Origin of the sequence: Arenimonas sp. (genome assembly GCF_044353605.1) — a bacterium.
In the GTDB taxonomy this organism is placed as follows: domain Bacteria; phylum Pseudomonadota; class Gammaproteobacteria; order Xanthomonadales; family Xanthomonadaceae; genus Arenimonas.
Genome location: NZ_JBILBO010000005.1, coordinates 54084 through 73213, shown reverse-complemented (window position 1 = coordinate 73213; position 19130 = coordinate 54084). Strand labels below are relative to the sequence as shown.

The 19130-nt window shown below is 61.9% G+C and carries 17 protein-coding genes and 1 other RNA gene; 7 read left to right on the top strand and 11 right to left on the bottom strand.

Features of this window, described 5'->3' with window-relative positions; all coding sequences use genetic code 11:
* Positions 1-18 precede the first annotated feature (18 nt).
* The 4 genes from ssrS to ACIQ1A_RS04615 form a co-directional block, all read right to left on the bottom strand.
* Positions 19-204: non-coding RNA, 6S RNA (gene ssrS, locus ACIQ1A_RS04630), on the bottom strand.
* Between the two features lie 35 nt (positions 205-239).
* Positions 240-539 (bottom strand): cell division protein ZapA, encoded by a 300-nt coding sequence (locus ACIQ1A_RS04625; RefSeq protein WP_395769900.1) that lies wholly within the window; start codon positions 537-539, stop codon positions 240-242.
* Positions 529-759 (bottom strand): hypothetical protein, encoded by a 231-nt coding sequence (locus ACIQ1A_RS04620; RefSeq protein WP_395769899.1) that lies wholly within the window; start codon positions 757-759, stop codon positions 529-531. The genes ACIQ1A_RS04625 and ACIQ1A_RS04620 overlap by 11 nt, the downstream gene beginning before the upstream one ends.
* A 31-nt stretch (positions 760-790) precedes the next feature.
* Entirely contained in the window at positions 791-2968 is a 2178-nt protein-coding gene (locus ACIQ1A_RS04615; RefSeq protein WP_395769898.1) for a putative bifunctional diguanylate cyclase/phosphodiesterase, read from the bottom strand.
* A 195-nt stretch (positions 2969-3163) separates the two neighbouring features.
* On the opposite strand from ACIQ1A_RS04615, the gene ACIQ1A_RS04610 reads away from it, so the two are divergent.
* Together ACIQ1A_RS04610 and ACIQ1A_RS04605 are read left to right on the top strand one after the other, a co-directional pair.
* Positions 3164-3721, top strand: coding sequence for a UPF0149 family protein (locus ACIQ1A_RS04610; RefSeq protein ID WP_395769897.1), 558 nt, complete (start codon positions 3164-3166; stop codon positions 3719-3721).
* Positions 3721-5025 (top strand): aminopeptidase P N-terminal domain-containing protein, encoded by a 1305-nt coding sequence (locus ACIQ1A_RS04605; RefSeq protein WP_395769896.1) that lies wholly within the window; start codon positions 3721-3723, stop codon positions 5023-5025. Before ACIQ1A_RS04610 ends, ACIQ1A_RS04605 begins: the two co-directional genes overlap by 1 nt.
* Before the next feature lie 29 nt (positions 5026-5054).
* On the opposite strand, the gene ACIQ1A_RS04600 is transcribed toward ACIQ1A_RS04605, so the two are convergent.
* Positions 5055-5492 (bottom strand): DNA polymerase III subunit chi, encoded by a 438-nt coding sequence (locus ACIQ1A_RS04600; protein ID WP_395769895.1) that lies wholly within the window; start codon positions 5490-5492, stop codon positions 5055-5057.
* Between the two features lie 2 nt (positions 5493-5494).
* Positions 5495-6970 carry a leucyl aminopeptidase gene (locus tag ACIQ1A_RS04595; protein ID WP_395769894.1) on the bottom strand — a complete coding sequence of 492 codons (1476 nt, stop codon included), beginning with the start codon at positions 6968-6970 and terminating at the stop codon, positions 5495-5497.
* 89 nt (positions 6971-7059) lie between these two features.
* On the opposite strand from ACIQ1A_RS04595, the gene lptF reads away from it, so the two are divergent.
* Together lptF and lptG are read left to right on the top strand one after the other, a co-directional pair.
* Complete coding sequence (gene lptF / locus ACIQ1A_RS04590) at positions 7060-8136, top strand: LPS export ABC transporter permease LptF (RefSeq protein WP_395769980.1); 1077 nt, start codon at positions 7060-7062, stop codon at positions 8134-8136.
* Positions 8133-9227, top strand: a complete 1095-nt coding sequence (gene lptG, locus ACIQ1A_RS04585) for an LPS export ABC transporter permease LptG (RefSeq protein WP_395769893.1) — start codon at positions 8133-8135, stop codon at positions 9225-9227. The genes lptF and lptG overlap by 4 nt, the downstream gene beginning before the upstream one ends.
* Here lptG and ACIQ1A_RS04580 read toward each other — a convergent pair.
* Positions 9224-9664 (bottom strand): RDD family protein, encoded by a 441-nt coding sequence (locus ACIQ1A_RS04580; RefSeq protein ID WP_395769892.1) that lies wholly within the window; start codon positions 9662-9664, stop codon positions 9224-9226. The two genes, lptG and ACIQ1A_RS04580, sit on opposite strands and share 4 nt — an antisense overlap.
* A 47-nt stretch (positions 9665-9711) precedes the next feature.
* Here ACIQ1A_RS04580 and xerD point away from each other — a divergent pair, with 47 nt between their 5' ends.
* From xerD to purL, 3 genes are all read left to right on the top strand, one after another.
* Positions 9712-10662, top strand: a complete 951-nt coding sequence (gene xerD, locus ACIQ1A_RS04575; protein ID WP_395769891.1) for a site-specific tyrosine recombinase XerD — start codon at positions 9712-9714, stop codon at positions 10660-10662.
* A gap of 99 nt (positions 10663-10761) precedes the next feature.
* The gene (locus tag ACIQ1A_RS04570; protein ID WP_395769890.1) at positions 10762-11523 is read left to right on the top strand and encodes a DsbC family protein; all 762 of its coding nucleotides are present in this window, start codon (positions 10762-10764) and stop codon (positions 11521-11523) included.
* A gap of 89 nt (positions 11524-11612) precedes the next feature.
* Entirely contained in the window at positions 11613-15479 is a 3867-nt protein-coding gene (gene purL, locus ACIQ1A_RS04565; RefSeq protein WP_395769889.1) for a phosphoribosylformylglycinamidine synthase, read from the top strand.
* A gap of 164 nt (positions 15480-15643) precedes the next feature.
* On the opposite strand, the gene ACIQ1A_RS04560 is transcribed toward purL, so the two are convergent.
* The 4 genes from ACIQ1A_RS04560 to ettA all read right to left on the bottom strand — a co-directional run bounded on the left by ACIQ1A_RS04560 (position 15644) and on the right by ettA (position 19120).
* Positions 15644-16021 (bottom strand): DUF2237 family protein, encoded by a 378-nt coding sequence (locus ACIQ1A_RS04560; protein WP_395769888.1) that lies wholly within the window; start codon positions 16019-16021, stop codon positions 15644-15646.
* Between the two features lie 75 nt (positions 16022-16096).
* Positions 16097-16603, bottom strand: coding sequence for a DUF1993 family protein (locus ACIQ1A_RS04555; protein ID WP_395769887.1), 507 nt, complete (start codon positions 16601-16603; stop codon positions 16097-16099).
* A gap of 41 nt (positions 16604-16644) precedes the next feature.
* Positions 16645-17457 (bottom strand): orotidine-5'-phosphate decarboxylase, encoded by an 813-nt coding sequence (gene pyrF / locus ACIQ1A_RS04550; protein WP_395769886.1) that lies wholly within the window; start codon positions 17455-17457, stop codon positions 16645-16647.
* Position 17458: 1 nt separating this feature from the next.
* On the bottom strand, positions 17459-19120 hold the full coding sequence (gene ettA / locus ACIQ1A_RS04545; protein WP_395769885.1) for an energy-dependent translational throttle protein EttA: 1662 nt from the start codon (positions 19118-19120) through the stop codon (positions 17459-17461).
* Between the last annotated feature and the right edge of the window lie 10 nt (positions 19121-19130).

The following is a 19130-nucleotide window of genomic DNA, read 5'->3' as shown; positions in this document are numbered from 1 at the left end:
CCCGGTTCCCGGAATAAGGAGTCCTCCACCATGCCGATGCCTGCCAACGACCTTGATCCCTAGGATCAAGTGGGTGTCGCCTTGCCGTCTTCAGGCTTTCCGCAACTCAGGCGGACATGCACACCGACGGTTCGAGCGACTCCCGGGTCGTGTTTATGGGTCAAGGGCTAATGTTGAGCACGCTGTCGAACACGGCAGAGGACGCAATGCCATTATAGCGCGAAGGGGTGACGGCGAGGTCAGCGCGGAAGGCTGTCGAACAGATCGTCGAGCTTGCGGTTCATGTCGCCGAGGTTGCGGCCGATGACGGCATCGGATTTGACGCGGCCGTCTTTCAGTATCTGCAGGTCGTGCGCGATGTTCAGCGCCGCCAGCACGGCCACGCGTTCCAGACTGACGGTTTTGTTGCCGCCTTGAATCTCCCGCATCTGGGCATCCAGATACTTGGCTGCGGCCTGCAGGCTCTCGGCCTGGTCCGGTGGGCAGCCGACGCTATAATCGCGGTCGAGTACCTTGATGGTCACGATATTACCGGTCATCGCTGCGCTCCATGTCGTTGAGGCGGCCGAGCATGCTTTCAACGCGGTGACGGACCAGTTCGGTCTTGCCCTGCAGGGCATTACGTTCGCTGGTCAGTTGCTCGAGTTGCTGTTTCAGGCCGGTGTTTTCAGCGGTCAGGCGCGCGGTCGCTTCCAGCAGGCGATCGAGGCGCTGGGCCAAATCCTGGATCTGCTGGGCGTGGTCGGGGAATAAACTCATCCCCATACCCTAGTGGGCAATGACGGCGGCGTCAAGCCGCAGGGGTCGACAGGGTCCGTCGCCGCTGCTCGTGCTCCTGGATGAAGGCCAGACATTGTTCGGCCGGCAGCGGCCGCGACAACCAATAGCCCTGGATCTCGTCGCAGCCGAACTGCTTGAGCATCTGCAGGTGTTGTTCGCTTTCAACGCCTTCGGCAATCATCACCATGCCGAGCGAATGCCCGAGTGCGATGATGGTTTCCACCAGCATGTTGTCGTTGGCGTTCGGGCCGATTTCACGGATGAAACTCTTGTCGATTTTCAGGGTGTCGATCGGCAGCTGTTTCAGATAGGACAGCGAGGAGTAGCCGGTTCCGAAGTCATCCAGGGACAGGGTCACACCGAGGTCCTTCAACGCCCAGAGATTCGACAGCGGCTGGCTGTTCTGGCTGAGCACCATCGATTCGGTGATTTCCAGTTCGATGCAGTATTCGGGAATGGCGTATTTTTCGATCAGGATACTGATCTGGCCGGCCAGTTTCGAACGCAGCAGTTGCAGCGCCGAAACATTGATGGACATGCCCAGATGGTTCAAACCGAAACCATGCCAGCGGCTCAGCGTGCCGATGGCTTCCTTCAGTACCCATTCGCCGATTTCGATGATTTGCCCGGACTCTTCGGCCAGCGGAATGAACACATCCGGGCCGATACTACCCATCTCGGCGCTGTTCCAGCGCAGCAGCGCTTCGACGCTGGTGATGTTGCCGGTTTCCAGGCTCAGGCGCGGCTGGAAATGCAATTGGAACTCGTCGCGAATCAGCGCCATCTTGAGTGCGCCGAGCAGCTGCGCGCGGTGCCGCGACTTGGCGTCCATTTCCTCGCTGAAGTACTGGACGGTGTTCCGGCCTTCGGTTTTGGCCTGGTACATCGCGATATCGGCGAACTTCAGCAGATCGGAAGGGGTTTGGGCATGATCCGGGAACACGCTGACGCCGATCGAGCCGGTCAGGTTGGCGGCATGATTCTCGCTCAGAAGAATGGGGTTGCTGAACTGCGCCAGTACCCGCGAGGCCACTTCGCTGATCTGGCGGTCGCTTTCCGGCGCCTCCACCATGATGACGAATTCATCGCCCGACAGCCGTGCAACCATGCCGAAATCACGGGTGGCCGCCAGCAGGCGCTGGGCCACCACCACCAGCAGGCGGTCGCCGGCAGTGTGGCCGAGCGAGTCATTGATGTTCTTGAAGTTGTCGAGATCGAGGAACAGCACGGCGACCCGGCCCTGACTGCGCCGGGCTTTGATGATCGCTTTGCTCAGGCGTTCAATCAGCAGGCCGCGGCTGGGCAGGCCGGTCAGGGCATCGTACTTGGCGAGCTGGATCAGTTCCTGTTCGATGCGTTTGCGATCGGTGATGTCACTGACGACGGCCACAAAGTGGCTGCGCTGGCCGCGGCTATCAAGCACTTCCGAGACATCCACCTGCGAGAGGAATTCGCCTTCGTCCTTGCGCTTCTGCCAGAGTTCACCCGACCAGTGCCCGGTCTCCTGCAGTTGCCGCTGGACGTCTTCGTAGAATTGCGGATCATGCTGGTCGGAATTGAGCAGGTGCCCGCCCTTACCGATGATTTCGTCGCGGCTGTAGCCGGTGATCTTGGAGAATGTCGGATTGATCGAAACGAACTGGAAATGCAGATCGACCACGGCCACCGCCTCGGCCATGCTGCGCATGACCTCGAGCGCGATCCGGCTTTCGCTTTCCGAATCGCGGCTGTGACTGATGTCTTTGCTTGCACCGGCGATGCGCAGCGGTTGCCGGTGCGGGCCATGTTCGACCACACGCCCACGGCTGTTGATCCAGATCCAGCCCTTGCGGTAGTGGCGTAATCGGTAACTGACATCGAATGCCGCGGTGTCGCCACGCAGATGTTCATCGATGGCCTGCTGAAAATCGGGGGCGTCTTCCGGGTGGATGAACACCTGGATGAATTCAATGGCGTTGATGCGTTTGGGAAATTCGCCTTCCACCAAGGGCTCGAAACCGACCTGGGTGATTTCCTGGGTATCCAGATGCCAGATCCAGATGGCTTCGCCGGTACCGCGCAAGGCCAGACCCAGATCCCGGCGTTGGCCGTCAATCTGGTCCTGCATCAGGGTGGCACGGCGTTTCACCAGCCATGCGAAGACCAGCAGGACCAAGGTGAAGCCGATGCTGAGCAGCAACAATCCCATCAGCGCCGCCGCCCCGCGTTTGCGGAAAGCGCATGACTGCCGTTGCCGGCCGCTGGCGTGATCCCTTTATCCATGATTCCCCATTGGTTTTCTTGTATTGACTGCTGTTGTCAGTGTAGGAGTGTTTCGGGGATTCGACAAGCCCGCGCCGCTGCGCCGCCGTTTGCTACACTAGGCGGAAAAAGGAGCGTCCGGATGACCACCACCATGCCCGATTACGATGCCATCCAGTCTGCGCTTGGCGATCTGCGCATTCCGATCTCCGCCGCCGAACTGCATGGCGCACTGTCCGGCTGCCTGTGCGCCGGTGCCGAACTGACGCCGCGCAACTGGCTCGCCTATGCATTGACCGATGCCGAATTGGATGGCCAGGCCGAATCGGATGCGGTGCTTGCCGCGTTCTTCGATGCCGTCAGCGAACAGCTGGCCGGCGATGTCATGGATTTCGAGTTCGATTTGCTGCTGCCCGATGACGACAAGCCGGTCTCCGAGCGCGGTCCAGCGATGGTTGATTGGTGCCAGGGCTTCCTCGGCGGTTTCGGCGTGGTGCCCACGCCGACCCAGCCGTTGTCGGATGAGGCCGATGAGGCCTTGCAGGATCTGGCCAAAATCGCCGCCTCCGACCTCAATTACGAGGATTCGGATGCCGACGAAGAGGCGCTCATCGAAGTCTGCGAATACATCCGGGTGGCGGCCGTTCTTCTTTACAACGAGCGCGTGGTCAACCGCCGCGCCCGTCAGCGCCTGAACTGATGATTGCCGTTTCCGAGTTCGTCAAACGCCGCCGCCGGCTGATGGCTTTGGCCGATGACGGCGCCATTCTGATCATTCCGGCCGGCAAGGAACGTCTGCGCAGCAAAGACACCACCTATCCGTTCCGTCAGGATTCCGATTTCTGGTATCTGACCGGGTTCAACGAACCCGAGGCGGTGTTGGTGCTGGTCCCCGGCCGCCGTCAGGGCGAGTGCCTGCTGTTCTGCCGCGAACGCGATGCCGAAAAGGAAGCCTGGGATGGCCCGCGCCTAGGCCCGGAAGGCGCGGTCGATGGTCTGAAAGTGGATGATGCCTACCCGATCACCGATCTGGACGACATCCTGCCCGGCCTGATCGAGGGCCGCTCGCGCGTGTATTACCATTACGGCCGCGATGCCGATTTCGATCTGGCGCTGATGGGTTGGCTGAATCGGGTGTGCGCGCAGAAGCGTCTGGGCGCCGAACCGCCGCATGAATTCCTCGAGTTGGGCCATCTGCTTGATGAGCTGCGTCTGTTCAAGAGCGCCGGCGAAATTGCCTTGATGCGCAAAAGCGCCGATATCGCCGTTGAGGCGCAGATCGCCGCGATGCGGGCCAGCCGCAGCGCCCGCTTCGAATACGAAGTGGAGGCCGCGTTGCAGCATGTGTACCGCCGGCATGGCGCGGTAGCCTCGTACGAACCGATCGTGGGAAGCGGCCCGAATGCCTGTGTGCTGCATTACCGCGCCAACAACGCGCCGGTGAAGAAAGGTGATCTGTTGCTGTGCGATGCCGGCGCCGAGTACGCGTTGTATGCTTCCGACATCACCCGCACCTGGCCGGTTTCCGGTACCTTCAGCGCCGCCCAGCGCGCACTGTATGAGGTGGTGTTGGCGGCGCAGAACGAATGCATCAGCAAGGCTCGTGTCGGCGTTCCGTACGACACCATCCATGCCACCGCGGTCGAGGTGTTGACCGACGGCCTGCTGTCGCTCGGCCTGCTCAAAGGTACGCTGAAGAAAAATATCACCAGCGAAGCCTACAAAAAATTCTACATGCACAAGACCGGACACTGGATTGGACTGGACGTGCACGATGTGGGCGAATACAAACTCGGCGGCGCTTCGCGTCTGCTCGAGCCGGGCATGGTGTTCACCGTCGAACCGGGCCTGTACATCGCACCGGGCACGCCGGGCGTGCCGGCCAAATACCAGGGCATCGGCATCCGCATCGAAGACGACATCCTGATGACCAAATCCGGGCCGGAAAATCTGACCGATGGCGTGCCGAAAGCGGCGGATGAAATAGAAGAACTGTTGGCCTGAAAAAATCCCCGCTGCGGCGGGGATTTTATTTACATCTCGTTGCGCTTGAGTTCGTGTCCGAGCTTTTTGTACTCCAGCCAACGCTGGCGCGCCGGTTCGCGCGCCGCTTCCTCGGCCGGAACAATCTCCAATACGCGTTGGTAGCCGGCCGGCGGCAGCACATTACGCAGATTGATGACCAAGGCCCGCATGCCGGTCTCCACGCCCGGCGGCACGATCAACACCGGGGTGTCGTCCATGTCTTCGTCTTCCTCCATGCCCACAATCTGGTGCGGAATGAAGGCGTCCTCATCGAATTCCCAAAGCAGGTCATCGAGAAAATCGGCCTGCTCGGCGCTGTCGCAGAAGATCAGGCAGGGTTGCCCGGACTGCACGGCTTTTTCGGCCAGCTTGCACACCAGCAGCAGGGGCTGCGCCACGAACGCGGGCTTGCCCGCGATCATGTAGAAGTCAGCCCGGATGGCCATGCTCAGTGCTTGGCCTGATCAAGTAGCCACTGGCTCAGCAGACCCACCGGACGTCCGGAAGCCATGCCTTTGCGGCCTTCATCGTTGGATACGCCGGCGATGTCCAGATGTGCCCAGCGCTGGCCTTCGGTGAAGCGCGACAGGAAGCAGCCGGCGGTAATCGCGCCTGCGCCCTTGCCGCCGATGTTGTAGATGTCGGCGAACACGGAGTCGAGCTGGGTCTGGTATTCGTCCCACAGCGGCAGACGCCAGGCGCGGTCGAACACCGTTTCGCCGGCGGCAAGCAATTCTTCGGAAAGATCGTCGTGCTTGCTCATCAGGCCGGCGGCGTACTTGCCGAGCGCGATGATGCAGGCGCCGGTCAGGGTCGCCACGTCCACGGTCGCCTTCGGTTCGAAACGCTGCACGTAGGTGAGTGCATCGCACAGGATCAGGCGGCCTTCGGCATCGGTGTTGCCGACTTCGATGGTCTTGCCGTTCATCGCGGTCAGCACATCGCTCGGGCGATACGCATCGGCGTCCGGCATGTTTTCCACGGCCGGCACCACGGTCACCAGATTGATCGGCAACTGCAGTTTGGCGCAGGCCAGGAACGTGCCGAGCACCGAAGCCGCGCCGCACATGTCGTACTTCATTTCTTCGATACCGCCCTGGACTTTCAGGTTGATGCCGCCGGTATCGAAGGTGATGCCTTTGCCGACCAGGGCCAGCGGTTTGGCGTCGCCGGCACCGGTGTATTTCAGCACGATCAGTTTCGGCGGGTTGGCCGAGCCACGGGCCACGGCCAGCAGCGAGCCCATGCCGAGCGCCTGCATTTCATCGCGGCCCAGTACGTCGCAAGTTACGTTGTCGTGTTCGGCGGCGATCTGCAGACTCTGTTCGGCCAGATAGGACGGATTGCAGATGTTCGGCGGCAGGTTGCCCAGCTCGCGGGTGAACTGGATGCCGGCGGCAATGCCTTCGCCTTGGCGGAAGGCGTTCATCTGGGCATCGGCCACATGCACCGATACTTCACTCAGCGTTACGCTGGCTTTCTTACTGCGGGTGGCGGTGTATTCGTATGCGGCGTGATCGGCGGCGATCAGTGCCTGACGTACGGCCCAATCGGTGTCACGGCCTTTCACCGGCAGATCGCTCAGGGTCAGGTAGGCCGATTTGACCGGACCGCTGCGCAGGGCGCGCACGGCATCAGCCACGGCTTTCAGATACTGCGGCACGGCGAATTTTTCCGGATCGCCCAGACCGATGACCAGCACACGCGGCGCGGCAACGCCGGCGACATCGGGAAGCAACAACGTCTGTCCGGTCTTGCCGGAAATGTCACCGCGTTCGGCCAGGGCTTTCAAACGACCACCGGCGGCGACATCAAGCGCGGTGCCGGAAGGTGAAAAGGTTTTATTATTGAACGCGCCGATGACCACACAATCGCTGGTGTCGGTATGAACGGGGCTTTGGGACGGCAGAAAACGCAGGGCCATGGGGCTTCTCTCGGTCGGGCGCCAGCAGGGCGCATGATGGTAAACTGCTATTGTAAATCATCCCGAACCGAGTTTCCCCGCCCGTGCCGATGCCGCTGATCAACCGTTACCTGTTCAGACAGTTCAGCCAGCTGGTGTTTGCGGTGCTGACGGTGCTGTTCCTGATCAGCGTAGGCGGTTTTCTGACCGATCTGATCGCGGAAATCTCGCGGGGCAAGGTGCCGGCCGGGCTGATGCTGCAGCTCTTGGTGCTGCGCTTGCCGCGCTTCATCAGCTTCGTACTGCCTCTGGCCCTGTTCATCGGATTGATGATGGGCATCGCCCGCCTGTACGCCGACAGCGAAATGGCAGTGCTGGCCTCGGTCGGCGTCAGCAGCCAGCAATTGCTGAAGCCGGTGCTTTGGGTGGCCGCGCCGCTGGTGCTGCTGATCGCCTTCGCCTCGCTGTGGCTGGTGCCGTTCACCGCCAACAAAGCCAAAAGCATGGTGGAAGAAGCCAACCGCAGTTTCCTGATTTCCGGGCTGGAGCCGGGGCGCTTCGTCGAGCTGCCAGGTAGGTCCGGCATCCTGTTCGTGACCGAACTCAGCCGTGATGGCCGGCAGTTCAAGAATTTGTTCGTGCAACGCGAGAACAACGGCCGCCTTGACATCATCACCGCCAGCAAAGGCGATCTGCGTCTGGTCGGTGGTGCCCGCATTCTGCGCTTGGAAGACGGCACCCGCATGGAAGGTGAACTCGGCCGCCGTGATTTCCGCAAAGTGCAATTCAAGGTCAACGAAATTAAAGTGCCGGAACCGGGCGAGAGCAAGCCCTCCAACAAACTGGATTCGGTGAGCACGCTGGGCTTGATCAAACGTGGCGATGCCGCGGCGCTGGCCGAACTGCACTGGCGGATTGCCTTGCCCTTGTTCGCGGCCATTCTGAGCTTACTGGCGATTCCGTTGGCGCGCAGCGAGCCCCGGCAACCGCAGTATGGTCTGGTGCTGTTCGCGGTGATGGCCTATCTGCTCGGCATGCTGAGCCTGTTGGCGGGCACTTACTTGCTCAGCAACGGCAGTATCCCGGTGTTTCTGGGCTTGTGGTGGGCGGTGCTACCGATGGCGGCATTGAGTTACTGGCTGTACCGGCGTGACGGCCGGCTGAAGCCGCAGGCGGTGCCGGCATGAACCGCATCGGCCGGGAGATGACCGAATACCTTGCGCTGATCGTGCTGAAAACCATCGCACTGGTCTGGCTGGTACTGCTCGGTTTCGATCTGATCAATGCGTTCTACAACAGTTTTTCCGATGTCGGCAAGAACGGATTCACGCTGAACTATGCCTTGTTGAGTACGCTGTTCACCACACCGCGGCGCGCCTACGATCTGCTGCCGGTGGTGTCGGTGATCGGGCTGTTGCTGGGCCTCGGACAGCTCGCCGGAAAATCCGAACTGATCGCCATGGCCTCCGTCGGGGTCTCGCGCCTGCAGATCGCCATCGGCGCACTACTGCCTGCTGTGGTCTTGTCAGGTGCGATGATCATCACCAATGAAACCGTCGGCATCGCCAGTGAAAAGCAGGCGCTTAGTCTGAACAGCCACAAAGCCAGCAAGTTCACGCTGGCCCGTTACTCCGGCGTGTGGGCTAAAGACGGCGATCTGTATTTCAATGCCCGCTCCGGCTCGGCCAAGGGCAGTGGCGATGCCGCTTGGCTGGAACTGGCCGATGTCCGCTTGTATCGGGTCGGCAAGGACGGCGCGCTGGCTTCCATCACCCAGGCCAAGTCCGCCAGCAATCAGTCCGATCACTGGCAGTTGAACGAAGTGCAACGCACCACCTTCAAACCGGATTCGGTCCTTCTCGAGCGCATGGGCCAGATTCCCTGGAAAACCCAAATTACCAACGAATCGCTGGAAGCCACGCTGTCGCGTCCAGGCAATCTGAGCCTGCACGAACTGCGCACCAACATCGATTACCTCGAACGCAACAAGCTCGATGCCCGCGTGTTCACCACCGCTTACTGGGGGCGTTTGTTCTATCCGTTCAAAATCGCATTGCTGTGTCTGGCGGTGCTGCCGTTCGCGTTCGGATCACTGCGCTCCGGCGGCTTGGGCAAAAGTCTTTTCCTCGGCATCATAGTCGGCGTCAGCGCGATGCTGCTCGAACGTCTGTTCGTCAGCCTGTCCGATGTCTACCGCTTCGACGTGCGCGTGGCCTATGTGTTGGCGCCACTGAGCGTGTTCGCGCTGTGCTGGGGTTATCTGGCAAAACGGATTTAAGTCTGGCGTCGCACCAACAGCGTGCCGGCGGCCAGATCATGCAGTCCGCGGCGCTGGCCATCGAACAGACACCACAGCAGCGACATCCCGAGACTGAGGCTGGTCACCGCGTAACGGATCATCAGTGCGCGCCAGGACGGCCGATTGCCCTCGGCGGTAACGACCTGCAGACGCCAGGGTTTCATGCCGATGGTTTGCCCGCCGCGCCGCCAGGACAGCACGGCATAGGCACCAATGACCGCCCACAGGGCGATGAACACCAACAGTGCCGCCGCTGTGCCGGGTTCGACCGGGCGATGGTCCGGTTTCAGCGCCAAGGACAGGGCGCTGACGACAAACAGGAACGTAATGGAAATCACCACATCGTAGACCAAGGCCAGCAGGCGCCAGCCAAGATGGGCGGGAACGGCAGTTGTGCGGGAAGGAGACTCGGACATGCGCATTAGCATAGCGGTGAACCGGCATCCGCGCTAAGCTTTTCGGTATGAGTGCCAAAACCAATGCCATCCGCCAGCGCGCCCGTGCCCGCGACGCCGTCGCTGCCGATTCCTGCGCCCAGGTCGATGTCGCCCTTGAGCGCCTGTGGGCCGAGCATGGTCTGTCGGCCGCCACCCTGGCCGGCTATCGCCGGGATCTTTTGGGTTTGGCCGGTTTTCTGGAAGCACGCGGCAAAGGCCTTGATGCAGCCGCGCAGGCCGATCTGTTCGATTATCTCGGTTGGCGGGTGAACCAGGGCTATGCCGCCAAAAGCAATGCCCGATTGCTGTCGAGCCTGCGCGCGTTTTACGCACTGAAAAAACGCAACGGCGACATCAACGAAGATCCGACCCGCTTGCTGGAAATGCCACGCCTGCCGCGACCGGTGCCGAAAGCGCTGTCCGAGTCACAGGTGGAGGCGCTGCTGCGTGCCGACAGTAGCGAGGCGCCGGAACACATGACGCTGCGCGCCATGCTGGAATTGATGTACGCCTGCGGGCTGCGCGTCAGCGAACTGGTGGAGTTGCCGGCCGCCGCGGTCAATCTGCGCCAGGGCCTGTTGCGGGTCATGGGCAAAGGCAGCAAGGAGCGTCTGGTGCCGATGGGCGAAGAAGCCCAGCACTGGCTGGAACGCTATCTGCAAGCGGTGCGCCCGGCCCGGGTGGGCAAGCGCTCGGTCGCTGTCCTGTTCGTCGATGCCGGCGGGCACGGCTGGACCCGGCAGCAGTTCTGGTCGGCCTTGAAGCGCCGCGCCCAAATGGCCGGGATCGATCCGGCGCGGGTCAGTCCGCATGTGCTGCGGCACAGTTTCGCCACCCATCTGCTCAACCACGGCGCCGATCTGCGGGCTCTGCAGATGCTGTTGGGTCACAGCTCGCTGTCGAGCACCCAGATCTACACCTTGATCGCCAAAGAAGGCCTGAAGAAAATGCACCGCGCCCACCATCCGCGCGGCTGAGCCGTCCATCCCCTTCGTCCGGCCGTTCGTCCCGCGCTGTCGCGGTGTTCACGTTCGATGTGGCAGAATAAACCTCTGTTGAAATCGGACCTGTAACCCATGACCTTTTCCCGAACCCTGATGGCCTCCTTGTTGATGTTCAGCCTGCCGGCCTGTGCCCAAAGCACTGCCCCGGCGCCGGCCAAGAAAGCCGCCGCTCCGGCCGCTGCCGGTGATGCTGCCATCCGTCAGTCGCTCACCAACGTGGTGCCGAATGTGAAAATCACCGCTATCCGGCCTTCGCCCCTGGCCGGTTTGAAAGAAGTGGTGGTCGATGGTCAGATTCTGTACGTCAGCAACGACGGCAAACTGCTGTTCCAGGGCGCGATCATCGATCTGAATACGCGCACCAATCTGACCGAGGCCAGCGAGGCGGGCGAGCGCCGCATCATCCTCGCCGCCGTGCCGGCCGCACAAAAAATCAGCTTCGCCCCGGCCAAGCCGAAATACCGCATTACCGTGTTCACCGACATCGACTGCGGTTACTGCCGCAAGATGCACGAGCACATGGCCGAGTACAACAAGCTCGGCATCGCCGTCGATTACCTGTTCTACCCGCGCGCCGGCATCGGTTCCGAATCCTTCCAGAAAGCGGTGAACGTCTGGTGCGCGCCCGATCGCAAGGTGGCGATGACTTCGTCCAAAGCCGGCAAAACCCTGCCCAAAAAGAACTGCAGCAACTTCGTCAGCGCCGATTTCACGCTTGGCCAGAAAATCGGCGTGGATGGCACCCCGGCGGTGTATGCCGCCAATGGCGCCCAGATCGGCGGCTATCTGAATCCGGCCGATATGCTCAAAGCGCTGGAAAAGCAGAGTAAATAACGGAATGAGAAGGCAATGGTCGTGAAAATGCGACCGGCTTGGGGCTGATAAGGTAAAATATGGGGCTAAAACCCCCTCAGCGTGCAGCCATGATCGTTCTTGAAGGCCTTCCGGCCTTATCCGCTTTCCGACGCGACCGTCTCCAAGCCCGACTGCAACAGATCGTTCCCGATGCCAGCATCGTCGGCGCTTGGCACCTGTATTTCGTTGATACCCACGCGGAATTGCACGATACCGCCACCCTCGGCCGCATTCTGGAAGGCTGCATCGGCCGCATGGAAGCGCTGACCGGCGCGGTGTCGCGCATCGTCACGCCGCGCTTGGGTACCCGTTCGCCGTGGTCGAGTAAGGCCACTGAAATTCTGCAGGGCGCCGGCTTGCCGGTGCGTCGTGCCGAACGCGGTCTGCGTCTGGATCTGTTGGGCATGCCACCGGAAGGCGATGCGCTCTGGCGCGACATCGACAAACTGCTGTCCGATCCGATGACCCAAAGCGTGTGCGCCAGCCTCGAGCAGGCCGGTGCCTTGTTTGCCGCTCTGGCGCGCGGACCGCTGCAGCGCCTGGCCATCGCCCAATTGCCGCAGGCCAATGCCGAACTCGGCCTGGCGCTGAGCGAAGACGAAGTGGCTTATCTGCAGGAGCGCTATGGTGCGCTCGGCCGTGATCCGTCCGATGCCGAACTGATGATGTTCGCGCAGGCCAATTCCGAACACTGCCGGCACAAGATCTTCAACGCGTCCTACCGCATCGACGGCCGCGACATGCCGCACAGCCTATTCGGCATGATCCGCAACACGCACAAACTCGCGCCGCAGTACACGCTGAGTGCTTACAAAGACAATGCCGCGGTCATCGAAGGTCACGTGGCCCGCCATCTGCGCGCGGATGATGCCGGAACTTACCGCTTCGGCGAAGCCGCCGCCAGTGCGTTCTGCATCAAGGTCGAATCCCACAACCACCCGACCGCCATCTCGCCGTTTCCCGGCGCGTCCACCGGTGCCGGTGGTGAAATCCGCGACGAAGGCGCGACCGGCCGTGGCGGAAAACCGAAAGCCGGCCTGACCGGATTCTCGGTTTCGCATCTGCGTATTCCGACACTTCCGCAAGCCTGGGAAGCACCGCGCGTGCTGAACCCGCGCATGGCTTCGGCCTTCGAAATCATGACCGACGGCCCGCTCGGCGGCGCCGCGTTCAATAACGAATTCGGCCGGCCGAATCTGACCGGCTATTTCCGCAGCTTCGAACTGGCTGGCAGCGATGCCACGCACGTGCGTGCCTACGACAAACCGATCATGCTGGCCGGCGGCCTGGGCACGGTTGATCCGGGTCAGGTGCAGAAACTGCCGATGCGCGACGGCGACATCGTCATCGTGCTCGGCGGTCCGGCCATGCTCATTGGTCTGGGCGGTGGCGCGGCCTCTTCGGTGGCGTCCGGACAAAGCTCGGAAGCGCTCGATTTCGCCTCGGTGCAACGCGACAACCCGGAAATGGAACGGCGCTGCCAGGAAGTGATCAACCGCTGCTTCGCGCGCGGCGATGCCAACCCGATCCGCTTCATGCACGACGTCGGCGCCGGCGGTCTGTCGAACGCCATCCCGGAACTGCTGCACGATTCCGACAAGGGCGGCATCATCGATCTGGGCAAAGTGCCCTGCGATGATCCCTCGCTGTCGCCAATGCAATTGTGGTGCAATGAATCGCAGGAACGCTACGTGCTCGGCATCGCGCCCGAACATCTGGCCGAATTCCGCGCCCTGTGCGAACGCGAACGCTGCCCGTTCGCGGCAGTCGGCATTGCTACCGACGAAGAAAGTCTGATTGTGGCTTACGGTGCCGAACGCGGCACCATGGACGCCATCGCCCCGCAGGACCGCGCCATCGACATGCCAATGGACCTGCTGTTCGGCAAGCCGCCGAAGATGCAGCGCGATGCCGTGGCACCGATCATCGATGCGCACCCGGCCTTCGATGCCGGCGGCATCGGCGTGTACGAAGCCGGCCTGAAAGTGCTGGCGCACCCGAGCGTGGCCGCCAAACAATTCCTGATCACCATCGGTGACCGCAGCGTGGGCGGCCTGACCGCACGCGACCAGATGGTTGGCCCGTGGCAGATGCCAGTGGCCGATTGCGCCATCACCAGTGCCGATTTCACCGGGTTCGCCGGCGAAGCCATGGCCATGGGCGAACGCACCCCGATTGCCGTGTTGAACGCGGCCGCTTCGGCGCGCTTGGCGGTTGGCGAGGCGATTACCAATCTTTTGGCGGCACCGATTGCCGGTTTGGATGAAGTGAAACTGTCGGCCAACTGGATGGCCGCGGCCGGCCAGCCCGGCGAAGACGCCGCGCTGTATCAGGCGGTGCAGGCGGTGGGCATGGAATTATGCCCGGCGCTGGACATCAGTATTCCGGTCGGCAAGGATTCGCTGTCGATGCAATCGCGCTGGCAGAGCGGCGGCGAAACGCAGACCTCAAGCTCGCCGGTATCCCTGATCATTTCCGCCTTCGCGCGCGTGGACGATGTGCGTACGCAATCGACACCCGTGTTGGATACGTCGGTGGAATCCGACATCTGGCTGATCGGCCTGGGTGCCGGCAAGAAACGCATGGGCGGCAGCATTCTGGCTCAGGTGCAGAACCGCTTCGGCGGCGAGTGCCCGGATCTGGACGCGCCCGAACTGCTGGCCGCGCTGGCGCAGCTGATCATCCGTGCGCGCAAGCAGGAACTGATTCTCGCCTATCACGACCGTTCCGACGGTGGCGCCTTTGCTGCGCTGTGCGAAATGGCCTTTGCCGGCCATTGCGGTCTCGACATCAAACTCGATTACTGGGGCAACAACGATCTGGCCTGCCTGTTCAACGAAGAACTCGGCGTGCTGGTGCAGGTGGCGAAAGACGACCGCGCCGCCTTCGCCGATCTGATCAACCAATGCGATCTGACCCACTGCGCCCAGCGCGTGGCCAAACCAAACGGCTTGGACTGCATCCGCGTACTGCGCGACAACGACACCGTGGCCGCCTGGTCCTGGCAGACCCTGTTCGATGCCTGGTGGTCGGTGACGCACGCCATGCAGAAGCTGCGCGACAACCCCGAATGCGCCGATGCCGAGTTCGAAGCTGCGAGCCAGTTCGATGCGCCCGGCATGCAGCCGCAGCTGAGCTTCGTGCCCGAAGCACCGATGATCAACACCGGCGCCGCGCCGCGCGTGGCCATTCTGCGCGAGCAGGGCGTGAACGGCCAGATCGAAATGGCGGCCGCCTTCACCCGCGCCGGCTTCGAAGCGGTGGACGTGCACATGTCCGACCTGATTGCCGGCCGTACCGACCTGTCCAGCTTCAAAGGCCTGGCCGCCTGTGGCGGTTTCAGTTACGGCGATGTGCTGGGTGCCGGCCGCGGTTGGGCCACCTCCATTCTGGAACGCGAAGCCCTGCGTACTTTGTTCGCCGAATTCTTCGCGCGCCAAGACAGCTTTTCCCTGGGCGTGTGCAACGGCTGCCAGATGCTGAGCCAGCTGAAAGCGCTGATTCCCGGTGCCGAGGCCTGGCCGCGTTTCCTGCGCAACCACAGCGAACAATTCGAAGCGCGTTTCAGTATGGTGGAAGTGGTCGAATCGCCGTCCATTCTGCTGGCCGGCATGGCCGGTTCGCGCATTCCGGTGGTGGTTTCGCACGGCGAAGGCCGCGCGGCATTCAGTGCTGAAACCGATCTCGCTGCCGCGGCCGTATCCCTGCGCTATATCGACAACACCGGCGATCTGGCCAGCAGTTATCCGGCCAACCCGAATGGCTCGCCGATGGGCATTACCGGTCTGACCTCGGCCGATGGCCGCGCCACGCTGATGATGCCGCACCCCGAGCGCGTGGCGTTCAGCAAGCAGATGAGCTGGCATCCGAAGCAGTGGGACGAGCTCTCGCCGTGGATGCAGTTGTTCGTCAACGCCCGGAAGTGGGTGAATTAATCCCCCTGCGCTTCGCGCAACAAGAAGTGAATCCCCCTGCGCTTCGCACCAGAAGCAAATCCCCCTGCGCTTCGCGCATCCCCCTTTCAAGAAAGGGGGAAAGGGTTATCTCCTCCCTTCTTCAGAAGGGAGGCCGGGAGGGATGTAGGGGTAATTTGCGGAATCTAATTCAGATCTACCGCATGTTTCTTCAGCAGCTCGAATGGGACGATATCCAGCGCGCGGATATGGGTTCGTTTCAGATGGACTCTGGGCGCCATGTTGTTTTCTGCCGCTTCCAGCCATCGGCCTGCACACAGGCACCAGCTGTCGCCGGGCTGCAGGCCAGGGAAGTTGTATTCCGGCATCGGCGTGGATAAATCATTGCCGCGGAATCGGGAAAACTCCAGAAAAGCCCGCGTCACTTCTACGCAGACGGTATGCGAGCCCGTGTCTTCCTTGCAGGTGTTGCAATTGCCATCGCGCAAGAAGCCGGTCACCGGATCGGCGCCGCAAAGCTCCAGCGGTTCGCCAAACACATTCAGCGATTCATCGATTTTCATGCATTCATTCCTTGGTTCGGGCGTGAATCCCCCTGCGCTTCGTGCATCCCCCTTTCAGGAAAGGGGGATGGGGCGTTAGACGCTGCCGATGAAATCCTTCTTGCCGATCAGCACGCCGTTGTGGCGCAGGATGTTGTACGCGGTGGTGACGTGGAAATAGAAATTCGGCAGGCCGGCGTGGTGGGCGTAGTCCAGGCCGCTGTATTCGCGCTTGGTGTCTTTGCGCATGATCACGATCTGGCGGGTTTCGGCACCGGCAAAGGCATCGGCCGGCAGCGTCTGGATGAGGGCGATGGTGTTGGCGATGCGGGCCTTGTACTCGGCCAGCGTGGTTTCGGTGTCCTCGAAGTTCGGCATGTCGGCTTGGGCCAGACGGGCGCTCACGCCTTTGGCGAAATCGCAGGCGATTTGGATCTGCCGGCCGAGCGGGAACATATCGGGGGCAAGGCGTGCGCCGAACAGGCTGGTGATGTCGAAACCGACGGTTTCGGCATGGGCCTGGGCTTTGTCAAGGCAGGCGTCGAGGGCGCGCAGGCTGCGGGTGAAGGCGGGAACGGTGGCGTCAAACAGGGCGGGGTTCATGGTGGGCTCCAAATGGGAGTGCCATCATCGCATATTCTCAATCACAGGTAGCGGTTGATCTCATCCCGCTGCTTCAAGGCTGCAGCCCTTGCGGCTTCGGCAAAATCGGTGCCATTGCCGGCATACAGAATGGCCCGCGAGGAGCTGATGATCAGCGCATCGGACGATTTGCCGCGGCCGTTCTGGATGATCTGCTGCACATCGCCGCCCTGCGCGCCCACACCGGGCACCAGGAAGGGCATATCGCCCACAATGGCGCGGACTTCGGCCAGCTGCTGTGGCCAGGTGGCGCCGACCACCAACAGGCAGTTGTTGTTGCCGTTCCATTCGCGGGCGATGGTTTCGGCCACGCGCTGATACAGCGGCTTGCCGGAGCAGTCGAGGTCTTGCAGGTCTTTCGCGCCGGGGTTGGAGGTGCGGCACAGCAGAATCACGCCCTTGTTAGCGTGCTTCAGGAACGGCTCGATGGAATCGCGGCCCAGATACGGGTTGAGCGTGACCGCATCGGCGCCATAGCGGCCGAAGGCTTCCACGGCGTATTTCTCGGCGGTGGAGCCGATGTCGCCGCGTTTGGCATCGAGGATGACCGGAATGGCGGGGTAGGTGGCCTGCGTGTATTGAATCAGGCGCAGCAGGGCATCTTCCGCACCCAGCGCCGCGAAGTGGGCAATCTGCGGTTTGTAGCAGCACACCAGATCGGCGGTGGAATCAACGATGGCTTTGAAGAAATCGAACAGGGCATCGGGGGCGTTGTGCAGGTGGGCCGGAAATTTCTCCAGCTCCGGATCCCAACCCACGCACAGCAGGCTGTTGTTGGCCTGCTGCGCGGCGTTGATGCGCCCGATGAAGCCCATCTTATTTCAGGGCCTTGTAACGCAGGCGGTGCGGCTGTGCGCCGGCATCGCCCAGGCGGCGCTTCTTGTCTTCCTCGTATTCCTTGTAGTTGCCGGGGAAGAATTCCACGTGCGAATCGCCTTCGAAAGCGAGGATGTGGGTGGCGATGCGGTCCAGGAACCAGCGGTCGTGCGAGATGATCATCGCGCAGCCGGGGAATTCCAGGATGGCGTCTTCCAGTGCACGCAGGGTTTCGATATCCAGATCGTTGGACGGTTCGTCGAGCAGCAGCACGTTGCCGCCCTGCAGCAGGGTCTGCGCCATGTGCAGGCGGCCGCGTTCACCGCCCGAGAGCGTGCCGACCAGTTTCTGCTGGTCCGAGCCCTTGAAGTTGAAGCGGCCGATGTAAGCGCGCGACTGGATTTCGGTTTTGCCGATGGTGATGATGTCGGAACCGCCGGACACCGCCTGCCACACGTTCTGGTCGGCCTGCAGCGAGTCGCGGCTCTGGTCCACGTAGGCGATCTTCACCGTATGGCCGATGTTGACTTCGCCCTTGTCCGGTTTTTCCTGGCCGGTGATCATCTTGAAGAACGTCGATTTACCGGCGCCGTTCGGGCCGATGATGCCGACGATGGCGCCCGGCGGCACCTGGAAGCTGAGGTCGTCAATCAGCAGGCGGTCGCCGAAGGATTTCGACACGTTCTTGAATTCGATGACGCGGTCGCCCAGGCGTTCGCCCGGCGGAATGAAGATCTCATTGGTTTCGTTGCGCTTCTGGTATTCCTGTGAGTTCAGCTCTTCAAAGCGGGCCAGACGGGCCTTGCCCTTGCTGCGGCCGCCCTTGGCGTTGCTGCGCACCCAGATCAATTCCTTGGCCAGTGCTTTCTGGCGGGCCGACTCGGCCGATTCTTCGCGCTTCAGGCGGTCGCCTTTCTGCTCCAGCCATGCGGTGTAATTGCCTTTCCACGGAATGCCGCGGCCGCGGTCGAGTTCGAGGATCCATTCGGCCACGTTTTCCAGAAAGTAACGGTCGTGGGTCACCGCCACCACGGTGCCGGTGTAGCGCGCCAAGAACTGTTCCAGCCACTCCACCGATTCGGCGTCCAAGTGGTTGGTCGGTTCGTCGAGCAGCAGCATGTCGGGCTTGGAGAGCAGCAGACGGCACAGCGCCACGCGGCGTTTTTCACCGCCGGAGAGTTTGCCGCAGATGGCATCCCATGCCGGAATGCGCAGGGCGTCGGCGGCGATTTCCAGTTGCTGTTCCAGGGTGTCGGCATCGCCGCTGGCCAAAATCGCTTCCAGGCGCTGCTGTTTGGCGGCCAGCTTGTCGAAATCGGCGTCTTCTTCGGCATAGGCCGCGTACACGGCGTCGAGTTCGGCCTGGGCATGCAGCAATTCGCCCACGCCTTCTTCCACGGCCTGGCGCACGGTTTGCTCCGGGTTCAAGCGCGGTTCCTGCTCCAGGTAGCCGACCTTGATGCCGGGCTGCGGGCGGGCTTCGCCGGTGAAATCGGTGTCCACGCCGGCCATGATGCGCAGCACGGTCGATTTACCGGCACCGTTCAGGCCGAGCAGGCCGATCTTGGCGCCCGGGAAGAAACTGAGCGAGATGTCTTTGATGATTTCGCGCTTCGGCGGCACGGTCTTGGAGACGCCGATCATGGTGTAAATGTATTGCATGGGGATTCCT

Coding starts and splice junctions, on each gene's coding strand:
- xerD (WP_395769891.1), top strand. CDS start 9,712: ATGAGTGCCAAAACCAATGCCATCCGCCAGCGCGCCCGTGCCCGCGAC.
- ACIQ1A_RS04555 (WP_395769887.1), bottom strand. CDS start 16,603: ATGAACCCCGCCCTGTTTGACGCCACCGTTCCCGCCTTCACCCGCAGC.
- ACIQ1A_RS04610 (WP_395769897.1), top strand. CDS start 3,164: ATGACCACCACCATGCCCGATTACGATGCCATCCAGTCTGCGCTTGGC.
- ACIQ1A_RS04600 (WP_395769895.1), bottom strand. CDS start 5,492: ATGGCCATCCGGGCTGACTTCTACATGATCGCGGGCAAGCCCGCGTTC.
- ACIQ1A_RS04580 (WP_395769892.1), bottom strand. CDS start 9,664: ATGTCCGAGTCTCCTTCCCGCACAACTGCCGTTCCCGCCCATCTTGGC.
- ACIQ1A_RS04625 (WP_395769900.1), bottom strand. CDS start 539: ATGACCGGTAATATCGTGACCATCAAGGTACTCGACCGCGATTATAGC.
- ACIQ1A_RS04605 (WP_395769896.1), top strand. CDS start 3,721: ATGATTGCCGTTTCCGAGTTCGTCAAACGCCGCCGCCGGCTGATGGCT.
- purL (WP_395769889.1), top strand. CDS start 11,613: ATGATCGTTCTTGAAGGCCTTCCGGCCTTATCCGCTTTCCGACGCGAC.
- ACIQ1A_RS04570 (WP_395769890.1), top strand. CDS start 10,762: ATGACCTTTTCCCGAACCCTGATGGCCTCCTTGTTGATGTTCAGCCTG.
- ettA (WP_395769885.1), bottom strand. CDS start 19,120: ATGCAATACATTTACACCATGATCGGCGTCTCCAAGACCGTGCCGCCG.
- ACIQ1A_RS04560 (WP_395769888.1), bottom strand. CDS start 16,021: ATGAAAATCGATGAATCGCTGAATGTGTTTGGCGAACCGCTGGAGCTT.
- ACIQ1A_RS04620 (WP_395769899.1), bottom strand. CDS start 759: ATGAGTTTATTCCCCGACCACGCCCAGCAGATCCAGGATTTGGCCCAG.
- ACIQ1A_RS04615 (WP_395769898.1), bottom strand. CDS start 2,968: ATGGGATTGTTGCTGCTCAGCATCGGCTTCACCTTGGTCCTGCTGGTC.
- lptG (WP_395769893.1), top strand. CDS start 8,133: ATGAACCGCATCGGCCGGGAGATGACCGAATACCTTGCGCTGATCGTG.
- lptF (WP_395769980.1), top strand. CDS start 7,060: ATGCCGCTGATCAACCGTTACCTGTTCAGACAGTTCAGCCAGCTGGTG.
- pyrF (WP_395769886.1), bottom strand. CDS start 17,457: ATGGGCTTCATCGGGCGCATCAACGCCGCGCAGCAGGCCAACAACAGC.
- ACIQ1A_RS04595 (WP_395769894.1), bottom strand. CDS start 6,970: ATGGCCCTGCGTTTTCTGCCGTCCCAAAGCCCCGTTCATACCGACACC.